This window comes from Aeromonas cavernicola, assembly GCF_002795305.1.
Classification (GTDB): domain Bacteria; phylum Pseudomonadota; class Gammaproteobacteria; order Enterobacterales; family Aeromonadaceae; genus Aeromonas; species Aeromonas cavernicola.
Genome location: NZ_PGGC01000042.1, coordinates 15,529 through 29,065, shown reverse-complemented (window position 1 = coordinate 29,065; position 13,537 = coordinate 15,529). Strand labels below are relative to the sequence as shown.

Sequence of the window (13,537 nt, the reverse complement as noted above, 5' to 3'; positions counted from 1 at the left end):
AAAAAGCCAATAAAAACAATGCCATTCAGGCTTAACTGACTGGCATTAGGGGCTTGAGACTTCCTGTATCAAATAAATTTGATGCGATATGCAACACAAAAAGAAGTGTCCTGAGCCCCATCAGCATGACTATAAAAATACCGAACTTGTGAGCTTGAGACGGCATCACCATGATTAGGAGCCAGTGATGTCTCATCTTCCTATAGTATCATCGGCTAGATCACCACTGAGCGTCTCGCATCGCTCATGTTGCGACACACTGTCACCCTGCGAGTCGAAGAGGAGGCTGACTTTTTATCCCTCCAGCAGAAGCCATGTTGGCAAAACGGCTGATTGCTGCGTACTCGCCACCTACCGCCAATTTATTAGCCACATATTTTGCAAGAAGAGAACACGATGAGCATTTCTATCTACCTGTTAAAACCCTATTTTCAACAGCTACTTCGTCCTAGCCTACGGGGCTTGGCACGCACAGGCATCACGCCTAATCAGATTACGCTAACCACACTGCTACTGGCGATCCTTTATGGGGCTGCACTCACACTCATTCCGTCATCTGCACTCTGGTTTGGCTTGCCATTCATACTGTTACTACGCATGGCACTAAATGCCTTGGACGGCATGCTAGCCACGCACACCGAACAGCAGACTCCGCTAGGAGCTCTGCTCAATGAACTGTGCGATGTATTAGCTGATTTGGCGCTCTACCTGCCCTTTGCACTGCTGACAGAGATTACTACACCACTGCTGTTGACCGTCGTTTTATGCGGATTACTCGCCGAATTTAGTGGCGTACTGGCGTGCACTATCGGTGCTACGCGCCGCTTCGACGGTCCCATGGGGAAAAGCGATCGCGCGTTTGCATTCGGGCTACTCGCTGTGATGGTTTGGAGCAGCGTTGAGCCCCTGTGGCTCAACGGCGTGCTCATCATCATGCTGCTCTTAACAGCAAGAACCATATTCAATCGGTTACATCAGGCGCTAGCTTGTGCGCCGTCGACACCGTAAATATGCCGTCTAATCCAATCAACGTCGCCACCTTACGACAGCCAGCTAAATTGACCAAGGCGTCCATTTCAGCCTGTGGACGAGGGCGCATCCGCCACGCCTTGCCTAAGTGATTAGTCAGGGTATGAGCAATTGTATTCAATTGGGGATGCCAAGGCTGCGCGGTATAGAGCAGCACACCATCAGGCTTTAATGAAGCACAGACCCCGCGCAATGACCGCAATACCATATCGTTATCGCTAAAAAGCTCATACAAACCAGACACAATCACAATATCGTACTGCGACTCCTCTCCTTGATAACTAGCTGGATCAAATGCGTCTCGCTGGAGATAGCTAATATTGGCGTTAAGACCTAATTGCTCAGCAAGCGCTTTCGCTCGCTGCAAATTGAACGGGCTAGCATCGCACAGCGTGACTGAGATCGGCTTATGCTGATATCGCTTTATCGTTTCGAGTAAATAGCGACCCGACCCTGCAGCGATATCCAAGATCCGTAGCGGCTTATCCCGTAATATGAGTTGCTCTGCTAATAGCTGCTGCAATTGGTGTTTTCGCACGCGGATACCATGCCAGCCAACGGCATCCAGATAGAGTCGATCAATTAACTTACCAATCCCAAAACGGCCATTGGCCTGATTACGATAGACGTAGTCAAGTGATTCACCTGAATCAAAACCATGGGTGAGCCCGATCTGCATTCCCTGACTCAATGGACCAAAACGAACTAGTAAATACCGCAATAATGCAAACCAACGCTGGCCTAGTAGATGCTTTTTTTCATTCTGCTGTAATGCTTGGTACAACACAGCACTAGCGCTCTTCTTATCAGCAGTCATATAACTCTCAGGAGAAAGCAAGGGGGCTTTAAAACACCCTTCAATAAAACGCCGACTCTCACTGACTGCGCTAGAAATATCTTTTTCATAAAAAACAGCATGGCGGTATTTAGGCAATTTCACATAACGTTTTAATGGTGATGACAACTGCTTAAAAAAATGGAACTGTGGACTTTCACTTACCACATAATCTTTATCTGCCACTAACATCAATACCGGCGTGTCAATCGCTGCTGCATTATAAAGAATACGCTGGGCTGTATCCGCCAGCTCTAACAATATCTTTGCTGAAATTGATTTGGTAATGAGTGGGTCAGCCTCATAAGAGTGAACTTGCTCACGAGAATGTGTCAGCATACTTGGCCGAATATAGCTATCCACGAATATATCTTTTTTAAAACAACGTAACAGTCGCAGGGCTGGTTTAGCCAATGGTATATATAACTTAATATTAAAGGCCGCCGCTGCCATAATCACACCACGCACTCGTGGGGCATAATCGTGCAGCCAAGTTGCAGCTACGACAGCACCGATGCTATTCGCCACAACTAATACATCACCAATCGCAAAATCATATTGCCGACAAATATAATGAACAAATGCATCAAGATCCGCGACTAAGCAAGTAAAACTAGTCGCATCTCCCCGCTCACCTGGTGAATGACCATGACCTCGTGCATCATATGCAAAAGCATAATCTTCAGGTCGACATAGTTCACTCAACAATCTTCTAATACGACCTGAATGCTCATGCCCTCGATGTAAAAAAATAATTGCCCGTGGGGTGACATCACCATCATTTATATTACTTGGCTGCCATGCTCGATAAAATAAGTTCATCCCATCGTGAGAGATAAAGCTGGCCTCTTTCTCACACCAAGAAGACACCTGTTGTTGTTTCATACATGTTCCAGCCTAATAAATGATAAGTAATAATAGGTAAAGTATTGGCGCCGTCATAGTTAGGCTATCAACCCTATCTAATATTCCACCATGACCAGGAATAAGATTCGAAAAATCTTTAATACCCATAGCACGCTTTGCTGCTGAAAAAGAAATATCTCCGAAAAAGCCAGCAAGTGCCAATAGTAGCGATAAGATTACCAACACCTGCCAATCTGCCAGATTCAAATACAAGCCTAGCGATAACGATACAATCATAGAGAGGCAGATACCGCCAAACAAGCCGATCCATGTCTTGTTAGGACTTATGTTTGGCACAATTTTTTTCCGACCGAGTGTTTTACCAAAAATGAATTGTCCAATATCATTTAAGGCGGTAACAGCAAATAAATATAGTAACCAATCAGCATTGTTTTTCGTAGCTAGCGGCATATTAATCAAACCCACTAAAACCAAAAATAATAATAATGTAAGACTAAATACCCCCCACAACAACGTCGTTTTATGACGATTTTTAATGAAAATAAATAATAACGTAAGAATCAATCCCACTAAACACAAAATAGCAATATTACCCAGCATCCCAAAATAATAAAACGTCAAATTTATAACTATCATTAACAAAGCTTTAAATATAAACCCATGGGATAAATATGGTGTGTATTGTGCTAATTCAATCGCCGCCAATGTACATATTAGTAAGGCTAAGCCAACAATACCCATAGGATAAAATAATAATGCAGCACTCACTACAGGAAATATTCTCCACCATGAGTAGACTTGCGCTCGCAATTGAATATGGCGATCACCATTAAATCTTTTGGCTACCACCAAGGTGACACTACCCAGCATCAGGTATAGCAATGCCATCACAACAAATATTGGCCGGTCAATATGGTGTAAATCGAGTAACTCAATAGGGATGCTCAAGCTCCCCCCTAAGCCAATATTGTCGCTGTCTAAACATATTTGTTAATCCAATCAAAAATAATAGTCACCTCAACTAAGGTTGGCTGAGACAAGCTAATATAAGGAGCGAGGTTCAACCGTATCTAACTAGCATTTTTATTGGCTTAATCATAAAACGGGCAACCATTAATTAATAGCATTTCATATAAAAAAATCGAATATATTATAAATATTTAAAGAAAAACAACCTAATTAACTTAGTCTATCAATAATTACATTGTAGCTGTTAGATAATAAACAACATCAGCAACACATCACTGCTGATGTTGTCATTAATTAAATGGCTTGGCTTGGTTTGGGTCTGGTAGCTAATCTTAATGCACAACATAAAGCCAACAAGATATGCAATTAAGTCCCACCCATCAAAATGATTACCGATCGCAATCCGTAGCAGCTTATTCTCTATATTCAGCAGATCCACCAAATGATAATACTGAGCTAACTCAATAACAAAACTAAATAGCAACACGGCCAATGCCATCAACCACGCTTCTTTCATTACTATCATTTGTAACAATGAAAATAATAACAAAACTATCATTACATCACTTAAAAAACCTCGCCAAAACCAGCCCTGTGCACAACATCCAATCAAAACGATAAGTAGACTACTGATAATGAATGTTAAGCCAAATCGATATCTCATTATATTACCCCATCCAGTAGGCTTGACACCCTCTATCTGGTACGCAGCACCTAATAATATAGAAGTTACCTTACGTTTAATTACTAATTTGATTACAAACCGATCAGTAATTAAAAGTAACTAAACTAACCGTTATGCCAATATATCGTGCGTGATAGACTCATTACTAATAGTGATGCCAGCTCCATGTTATGAAAGCGGCATCACTATCTACAGCGGCTAATACCTCCCTTGCAATGAGCTTACTGACGCCTATCTAGTACGATATGGCGATGGCCATCAAGGGGCTTACCCAGCTTGGCCGCTGCCAGAGCCAATCACGATTCCCCCACAATCGATTGCGGTACCTGTCACCGCAATGGGCTTGCCATTGACCAGCACCGAGCTAATGCCACCCGCGATCGCTCGGGGGTGAGGAGGATGGTTCGGTTTATCGTGAGGCGCTAAGGGATCGCCTTGCCGCGCAACAGGCTTACCGTCAAGAAACACATCCGGGCTGGCACTGATCACTGGTGTTGGATGAAATCCGTCATGATCTGTTCCCATATCCCCTAGCAGCACGATAGATGGCGCCATATCACTCTCCTTATTAAATTAACCGCTGATTAGCGCCCTGCTGGTAGACGACGCTGCAACTCATAAAGTTTGGCTCCCCACCCTTGCAGTCTTTGCGAGAGCACCGCCACCTCTTGCTCGGTGCTTTCTCCTTGGCGTACTTTCATGCCAAACTGTTCGGCGCTACTGATGGGCTTACCAACCAGTTGTAACATCTCATAAACCTCACCCTTGAGATACGAGAGGGTAACAGTCTTGCGTTCGCGCTCTAATCGTTTCAGCTCATCAAGCAGACTCGTTAAGCGCTTGGCCACGGCCTGCTCTTGCGCAACAGGGCGGATCAGCACTTGCTCTTGCGCAACTTGCAATTGCTGCTGCCACTTCTGACTAAGGCCCTTGATGGTGGTCGATGAGGGATAGATGGCCTGCATCATATTCAGCAGTGCCTCCCCTTCTTGCCATGGCGAAGAAGGGGAACGTTGTGGCAGCTGCTCCAAGCGCAACGAGAGCTCGGACATTAACAACGGCTCGGCCTCGCGCAGGTGCTGTTCACTGATACTGGCTTTCGCTTGTGCCGCCAATTCATAACTGGCCAGCGCTGGGTTTTGCAGCGCTTGCTCAACCCGCATCAGTGGGCGATCACCTTCTACAAACCACCAAGCGGCAGCGGCGACGGCGCCGCCGAATATCATCCCCGCCGCCATCCCACCGATAAACCAGCGGCCATGGCGAGGCGCAGGTAAGGGACGCACCTTGAGTAAATTACCTGATGAAGTTCTGATCATCGGGGCCGGTGACATTGGCAGCACTAATCGCCGATCTTCGTGGGCTTGACCGGTTTCACGAGCAGCAGCGGAGGCTGGCGCAACATTAAGTTGCCGGTCAGGCACCGCCTGATGAGCGGGCCTAAGTTCAGCCGTGCTTACCGTTCCGACAATCCGACCATCTGGCGTTTCAACCGCCATGGCAGGCTCTTCAAACAGCCCTGTGTAACTTTCCACGTAGTGCAGCAAATTCTCGACCCGTGGCACTCGTCCGGTGACTTGGGTGTGCAGAGCCTCAGCCAAGATATGCAGTGCATGTTGAATGCGATGAAACAGCGCACTGTGCTCAAGGGTGACTGGGCACTGGCGCAACACGTCACTGACTCTGGCAATAAACCAGTCCATCTGCTCAACGCGGGCTCGTTCCTGATGACGTGAGGGCCAAAAATGATCCCAATGATCGCTCACGAGGGCGGCCAAAATATCCAGTCCATCGGCAAACCCTTGCAGTCCATCGACATGAGTCTTGGCCAAGGTGTAGTAGAGGCACGTTTGCAGATCCGCCCCATTGAGCTCAAGCACTCGGGTCGATAACTGCACGATCTTATCCCAATCAACCACTGGCCGAGAGGCGTGACTGAGTTTGTTTATCTCTAAGCGTATGGCGTCAAATTCGGCCAACATTCGGGGATCTTGTCCCACTTTCAGCGTAGTAAGCATGGCAGTATCCAAGGGGTGGGGAACCTCCCCACCCACAGGTAATTAATAGAGTGACTGAGGCAATCTGAACTGACTAAACAGACCGCCAGTGAAGGGGTTTTGCACACTGTCGGTGTATACCCGATAGGTCATAGAGCCCTGATCCACAGGGAAGCGCACATCGAATGTCGCCTCATTCACCTGGGTCAGCTCCCCTTTATCCATCAAGCGGAACATCGCCCAAGGTCCAACATAACCTTCACTGCGCGGGGATCGCTCAGTGGCGGCTGGCACCAGAGTGATCTTGCTCTCAGCGCCATCACGCATGGTGTTTGGCCAGACCAATGGCACCTTGGTGCGACGACCGTGGGCATACTCCAGCAGCTGGCCATCCAGATTGATCACACTGCGTCGTTTGTTAGCGGTCAGCTCCAACGGTTCAAGGGCAAACTGCACTTCCAAATTACCCTGCTGACTGAAGAAGATCTCGCGGATCCGTGCCGCCCGCTCCAACTGTCTGAGCAACTCAGTTTGGATCGGTGAGCTGAACTCACCCTTGAGCAGATCGCCTTCCACCATCGGCTTAAGGTTGCCCTGATAGAAGCTATCCAAAATACCGCCCGGTGCAAAAAAGCGCTCCATCTCAGAGAGTGACGCATCTTTCGCTGAGCGGGGATTGAACGGATAACGGCCAGCTAACTCACTATTAAACGGCGCCAATACCTTGTCTTGCCACTCCTGATTAAGAGATGACATGGCCAGATCGATCACCAGCTGTGAACTTTGGTCTGCCAGCTGCCCGACCCAGCGATTAAGTGGCGCGGGTAAATTGCGCGCATATTGTTGCAACGAGAACACCGGATCGGCGTACTTGTTGGTCAAGCGCACCTGCATCGCCTTCAGAGCCGACTGCCCAGGCTGACTGGCATTGACGATCACCTCCAGATACTGCTGCAGCTCGACCAGTTTCTGATTCACCTCTTGGATCAACGGCCCCTGAGTACCGCGAGCATTGAGGACTGAGTTGGTGCTCATAAATGCCCGACCAATACTGGCATTGATGGCCTGGCCAGGATCCCCTTCCGTATCAGACAACTTACGAATCCGGGTGTTGTCTTCAAGCGACGCTAACACCCGCAAGAAAGGCTGGTCGCTGCCGGTGATGCTCTCCAGCACATCCAACGCCTGCTCGGGGCTGGTCAATGGCTGCACGTCCAAGTTATTAAGCAGCTGCTTCCAACGGTTGATGTAATCTGCGCTGTAGTGCTCGTTGATCTTTCTGGTGATGTCTTGACGATCGGCATCACTGAGCTGGCTGAGCTTACTCTGCCCCAGCACCCAAGCATCCATCGCCGTCAGATCGACCAACGCCTTATCCTGCTTAACGAAGAAGTCATTGAAGCCAGACCAGGTCAGCAAACTGGGCACCAAGCCAGTCTGTTCATTGCGCAGCGCAAACACCGCATCAAAGCTCGGGCCGACTTCATCGCGCACATCCAAATCTGGTGGCAGCGCATCCCCTGCTTTTACCTTCAGGCTTTCGTACACCCGCTGATACATGGGCAACTTGCCAAGTTCGCGCTGCGCGCCGTAAATGGGATCTTTAAAGGGAATAAAGGTGTTTATCGCGATCGGATCTCGGGCTGCGCGAGCGGCGGACCAATTGGTATGGTCAAGGGCGTAATCAAGGTGCCCCATTAACTGCTCCTGCACTGGGCCTTGGCCAGGGAAGGCGCGCTGCCAGCGGTTTGCCATAAACTGCTCGACTAACTCTTTGTTACGGCCCGACGCATCATCCAGCATCCGCATCACCCGCAAGATAGCCAGCTTCTCTTCGCTACCTGCTGGGGCCTGATTTAAGTCGTCCAGCAGCCCTTGCATCTGCGCTGGCATAAAACGCTGATTCAACAGCTGCAGGTAAGAGCCTTCGACATAAGGGCCAATCTCATCCCCTTGATAGAGGCCAAGATCGGCAACCCATGGCGTCCGATCACGGTAATTACCAAACGAGAGCGTGGCTTCACGAATAAGATTCAAACGTGGAAGCTGACGCACCCCAAAGGCCTGCTCATCCGCCACTTCATTGGTCTGCATAAAGGCCTGCGCATTGGTCAATACGTTACGGCCAGCCTCTTCGTTGATCCGGTAAAAATAGTGCCATCCGCCAATCAACAGGGCAGAAAACAGCGCCAAGCAGCTCAGCCCAATAGCCATCCGCCGGCGACGATAGAGGGTATGTAATCGGTTCTCACCAGCCAGATGCGCTTCAGGGAAGATGATGGAAGAGAACAGCTTGCGGACGAAATAGGTGGTTGATTCCCCATCTAATGCCTGATTGATTGGCTCGGGCAAGTTGTAACGACGGGCCGTGGCAATGGCAAACGCATCACTTGGCACCCCACGTTGATAGACGGAGCTGACATAAAGGCCACGGACGATCAGCTGTTTATTCTCCTCCTGCTGCAACATCTCGGTCAGCAGATCCACCGTATAGTCTTTCAGGCCAGCAAGTTGGCGTACGAATGAAAACAGGGTATTACGCTGCTGGTTATCGAGCTGGCTTTGCATCAGCTGTGGCAACTGCTGATTAAGATTGCTGACCCATTGGTCCCAGAAATGCGCAATGTCATCTAGCCAGGTTTTACCTTGGCCATCACCCAGCTTAAAGGTGACACCTAACACCGCTTCACGGGCCTCTTTATCAAGGTGCTCGTAGGCCATGTTAAAGCCACTAAGCTGGTCTAGCTTGGTCAGGGTGATGTAGATCGGCAACCGAGTATTGATGTTGCTAGCAAGCTCTTGCAAACGAGTCCGCATCAACTGGGCATAGGTCTTACGTGCAGAGACGCTCGCCTCACATAACCATGCCAAATCGACTGTTACCACCAAGCCATTGAGGGGCTGGCGTCGGCGATGTTCACTGAGCCAACTGAGGAGATGAAGCCAGAGTCGGTGATGCTGCTCCAGATTTTTCTCTTGCTCTTCATCCCCCAACGCCAACAGCTCACCGGCCGGATCAAGCATCACCGCCTGTTCACCCAGCCAGCAATCGATCATCTGCTTATGGGAGACCTCCCGCAGTTCACTATCGAGTCTTGGATTGAGTTTATTGGCCGGATTTGCACGATGGATAAGGCTCGTCTTACCGCTACTTGGTAGGCCCAATACCAGATACCAAGGCATCGCATAGCGGGCACCTTTCCCTAAATGCTGACCCAATGCATGTAACCAGCGGTCCAAGAACAGAGCCTGCTTGTTAACCGCCTCCTGCAGTGGATCGCTGGTCTGCTCCGCCAGACGAGCCTGCTCTGCTTTGAGCTGCTGCATGTTGCGCCATACCCGCCATGACGCCACGCCCAGCAGCAACCAGAGCCAAAGTAAGGTGAAGACGACACGGCCCCAGAGCGATGCAAACGGTTTAACTTCACGGATCTCAAGCCGTGGCCCAAGCCACCACACCAAGATCAGCGCACTCACCCAAAGCACTATCCCTAGCAAAGGCCAGGAGGGTTTCAATTTCGGCAACTGTTGCCGCAAAAAGGTAAACATGGTTTTAAACATATGTTGTCATTCAACTCCGACTCAATGACTCATTGCGACAATAGGGCGCGATGGTGTTCTACCCGGCTAACGAGCCCCGGTTCCCATTGCGCCAATCCCAAGCGATCTGCCTCTTGCCACAAATGTTGATAGTGCTGGCGAGCCAGCGCATTCATGCCTGCTTGTTCCAACAATTCTGCATGTACCAACTGAGCGTGGAAACGCGCTCTCGGTTCGGTGAGCTGGGCTAATCGCTCATCGAGTAAGGTCAGGGCCGCGGCCACCCCCTGCTCGCTATGGCGCATCGCCACCTCCTCTGCCAAGCTCGCCGCGCCGCCATCACTACTGCCGCCTTTCACTGGCTGTAACCACTGGCTACAGGCTGGCGATAAGAAAGGGCTACCATCGCTGAACGTCAATTCGCGCAGGGCGGGAAGCCGCTGTAAAAAGTGATCAAGCTCCTGCATGATGGCCTGCGCCACTGCCGCAAATCCGAGCTTTTGCGCCACCCCAGCTGACAGGTGATGCCCCTCGAACCAATAAGGCGCCAAACTCAGGCTCTGCTCGATCCGCTGCCATAACGCCAGATCCGGCGTGCCTATTGCACTGCGATACTCCACCACCATATCGACCGATATCGGGGCCAACTGGGTTTTATTCCCTTGGGCCGCTAGCGGTGGCGTGGTGATCCCCGCCCACATCGCATGCCGGCGCAGGCGATAACCCACCGCAGCCTCTGGCTGGCGCTCAATCAGCAGCTGCGCGACATTGAGCAGAGTTTGCCGCCAAGCGCGATCGCTTGAGCTGTCAATATCCACGCTGGCGCGCTTAGCAACCTCGTTGGCAGGGGCTAGCGCCGTCTTGGCTGACGCGGCAGGATCAGACTCAGCCCCTGCACCAACATTGACATTCGCTTGTACGGCTTGCTGGCGCTGCGCCCGTTGTAGCCCCATTAATAAGGGCTCCAGCAGCTCGCCCTTATCAGGACAACATGCCAGCCACTGCGCGGCTAACTGCTCCGCTAAGGACAATAACTGGGCTAACTCTGCAGCCGAAGCGCTCTCACTGACCCGCGGTAGAGTGCCCTCAAAGCGCTTAATAATTTGCAGCATCAGCCGCTGTTTTTGGCTGATGTTCGCAGGCCACGCCCGCAGCCAATAGGCTTGTAACCATGCCGTTAGCAAGCTCAGCGCCGTCCCCAGTGGCGTCGCTTTAGCCGGGTGCTGCAAACAACGCAGCAGCTGGGCCACGACTCGCATGTCTTTGGTGCGACTCTCCAGCAGCACCAAGCAAGCCTCAGCAACAGCGTTGAGATCAACCTGGCTGTGGGCCAAGGATCCCAGCTTGACCAGCTCGCCCTCCACATAGTCCCAACGCGGCTCATCGGCCGGCACTGCCGCGCTGATCTGCGACTCGGGCAAGCTGGTTAACAAGCGAGCACACCAGGGGGGTTGATGACTCATCTCGCCCCCTACCAGCGACACTGCTGGCGCAGTGGCTGCAGCGCCTCTTGCAAGCCAGTGAGGTCGATCCGCAACTGGGCACCTTGATTGGCGCCCAGTTGCAACTCACGATGACCGATCCAGCGTTTGAGCTCTTCGATAGCGGGCAAGCCGCGGCCATACTCCAGCAACAGCCCCTGATCGCGGATAAACCAGTTTTGTGCACGGTTGCTGGCTTGGCCATCCAGCGCCAGCTGAACGCCCTCGGCCTGCCATGGGGTATCGAGTCGCAACCGAATGTGGGTAATGCTGTCAACACAACCAATGGCCAAGGTTGCCCCACGCAGCGCGGGGCGGGTCAGGGTCGCACTGCCACTGCCTTCATCTTGCTGCAGTAAAAAGGCGGGACTGTCGGGAGTGCGGGTCTGCTCTTGCGCCCAAATGGCTTGCCAAGCAGCGGACTTGACTGCCCCACCTGGTGAGCCCGGCTGGTTACTATTGCCGATAGCGTCATAACAGGCTAAGCGCACCAGCGGCGCCGCTTCACGCTGACATGCCTGCCAGCGCTCACCGTCCAGCACCGGGGCGGCGGCACCGGTCGCCAACAGCAACGGCAGTATGCCGAGGATACTCATCAGTTAACCTCCAGTTTCTGGCATTTGTGATCCAGAGTACGTTTGGGAATATTTAGGCTCTCGGCCACCTGCATTCGGTCACCTCGGAAATAGCGCAGCCGCGCCCCAATCACCGATGCCTCATATTGCTGCATGGCCAACCGCAGATCTCGGATATGGTTGTAATCGTCTAGCGCTGGCGGCAACCGAGCACTGACCCGATCCCGTAATTCAGGGGGTAAGGCATCCAGTTTCACCTCACCACCGCTGCGGCTATGGGCATAGGCCACCTCCAGCAAATTGCGCAACTCCCGCACGTTACCGGGAAAGTCATAGCCTTGCAGCTGCTTCAAAAACGCCTTATGCAGCGCCACTGGAGGCTTGTCATCCTGCGCAGCAAAATGGGCCAGAAAGTGCTGGCACAACACCGGCAAATCATCCATTCGCTCACGCAGCGGGGCGATCAACAGCAAGCACTGACAAAGCCTGTGGTAGAGGTCTGCCCGAAAGTGGCCCTCCTCCACATGGCGACTGAGTGGCTGGTGGGTCGCGGCGATAAGACGAAAATCGGAGTGGCTCTCTTGCTCCGCGCCAAGGGGTCGGTAACTGCGGGTTTCCAGCACTCGCAGCAACTTGGCCTGCATGGCCAACGGCATATCCCCCACTTCATCGAGAAACAGAGTGCCGCCGTTAGCCTGGGCCACTAGACCAATCTTGTTGGTCAGCGCCCCAGAGAAGGCCCCTTTCTGGTAGCCAAACAGCTCGCTTTCAATCAAGTTTTCTGGGATAGCCGCACAGTTAATGGCCACAAAAGGCTTGGCTGCACGATCGGAACACTGGTGTACTAGCTGGGCGACCACCTCTTTGCCGCTGCCGGTTTCCCCTTGGATCAACACGCTGAGCTTGTGCCGACCCGCCTGACTGATCTGCTCGCGCAGCCCACGGATCACCGCCGACTGGCCGACCAGCTGCTCGGTTAGCCGTTTCTCGTGCTGGCGCAGCCGCTCCCCTTCGCCCTTGATCTGACGTAACGAGTCGCGCAGTACACTCTGATCCCGCCGCACGCGCCCCAGATCACGGATCAAGGTCAATTGGTTGCAAAACACCTGCGCCAACTGAGTAAGCTCTGCGCCTTGCGCCCAATCGGTCAAGGTAGCACCATTATCGAGCAACGCCAGCACCGCCAATGCCTTGCCGCTGCTGTCGGTCAGTGGCAGCGCGTGCAAACCACAGCGTTGACCAAGCTTGCTAAACAGGGTGCGAAACTCAGCGTGCTCGATCCGGGCTCCGCCATGTAGCGAATCCCAGGTACAGGGCTCTGCCCGCTGCAGCACATGGGCCAGCGGATGAGAGAAGTCATCCACCACCAGTGCCAGTTCTACCGCCTGCCCATTCACCCACCCCGTGCACGCCAACTGACGACCGCTGACATCCAGCATCCCCAGCAAGATGCCCTTGGGCTGAAAACTGGCATTCAGGGTTGATAGCCACCAGTGGCACAGGTGCGGCTCGTCACGCTGGGAGGTTAACGCCAGCGCAAAGGCGAGGGCCTGCTCCAT

10 protein-coding genes are annotated in these 13,537 nt (G+C 51.8%); 1 reads left to right on the top strand and 9 read right to left on the bottom strand.

What is annotated here, in order from left to right; translation table 11 throughout:
* The first annotated feature begins 396 nt into the window (after positions 1-396).
* Positions 397-1,008: a CDP-alcohol phosphatidyltransferase family protein gene (locus CUC53_RS04735; protein WP_100293083.1), complete on the top strand. Its 612-nt coding sequence runs from the start codon at positions 397-399 to the stop codon at positions 1,006-1,008.
* Here CUC53_RS04735 and CUC53_RS04730 read toward each other — a convergent pair.
* The 9 genes from CUC53_RS04730 to CUC53_RS04690 all read right to left on the bottom strand — a co-directional run bounded on the left by CUC53_RS04730 (position 962) and on the right by CUC53_RS04690 (position 13,537).
* Positions 962-2,749 carry a bifunctional alpha/beta hydrolase/class I SAM-dependent methyltransferase gene (locus CUC53_RS04730; RefSeq protein ID WP_100293082.1) on the bottom strand — a complete coding sequence of 596 codons (1,788 nt, stop codon included), beginning with the start codon at positions 2,747-2,749 and terminating at the stop codon, positions 962-964. The genes CUC53_RS04735 and CUC53_RS04730 overlap by 47 nt on opposite strands.
* A 12-nt stretch (positions 2,750-2,761) precedes the next feature.
* Positions 2,762-3,679: a phosphatidate cytidylyltransferase gene (locus CUC53_RS04725; protein ID WP_100293081.1), complete on the bottom strand. Its 918-nt coding sequence runs from the start codon at positions 3,677-3,679 to the stop codon at positions 2,762-2,764.
* A gap of 265 nt (positions 3,680-3,944) precedes the next feature.
* Positions 3,945-4,364, bottom strand: coding sequence for a ribosomal maturation YjgA family protein (locus CUC53_RS04720; RefSeq protein WP_100293080.1), 420 nt, complete (start codon positions 4,362-4,364; stop codon positions 3,945-3,947).
* A 288-nt stretch (positions 4,365-4,652) separates the two neighbouring features.
* Positions 4,653-4,940 (bottom strand): type VI secretion system PAAR protein, encoded by a 288-nt coding sequence (locus tag CUC53_RS04715; RefSeq protein WP_100293079.1) that lies wholly within the window; start codon positions 4,938-4,940, stop codon positions 4,653-4,655.
* Between the two features lie 29 nt (positions 4,941-4,969).
* Positions 4,970-6,403, bottom strand: a complete 1,434-nt coding sequence (locus CUC53_RS04710) for a type VI secretion system ImpA family N-terminal domain-containing protein (RefSeq protein WP_100293078.1) — start codon at positions 6,401-6,403, stop codon at positions 4,970-4,972.
* Positions 6,404-6,445: 42 nt separating this feature from the next.
* The gene (tssM, locus tag CUC53_RS04705) at positions 6,446-9,943 is read right to left on the bottom strand and encodes a type VI secretion system membrane subunit TssM (protein WP_100293077.1); all 3,498 of its coding nucleotides are present in this window, start codon (positions 9,941-9,943) and stop codon (positions 6,446-6,448) included.
* Positions 9,944-9,972: 29 nt separating this feature from the next.
* A complete protein-coding gene (gene tssA, locus CUC53_RS04700) occupies positions 9,973-11,385 on the bottom strand; it encodes a type VI secretion system protein TssA (protein WP_100293085.1) in 1,413 nt (470 codons plus the stop codon).
* Between the two features lie 8 nt (positions 11,386-11,393).
* Positions 11,394-11,999 (bottom strand): type VI secretion system-associated protein VasI, encoded by a 606-nt coding sequence (vasI, locus tag CUC53_RS04695; protein ID WP_100293076.1) that lies wholly within the window; start codon positions 11,997-11,999, stop codon positions 11,394-11,396.
* Positions 11,999-13,537, bottom strand: coding sequence for a sigma-54 interaction domain-containing protein (locus tag CUC53_RS04690; protein ID WP_100293075.1), 1,539 nt, complete (start codon positions 13,535-13,537; stop codon positions 11,999-12,001). The genes vasI and CUC53_RS04690 overlap by 1 nt, the downstream gene beginning before the upstream one ends.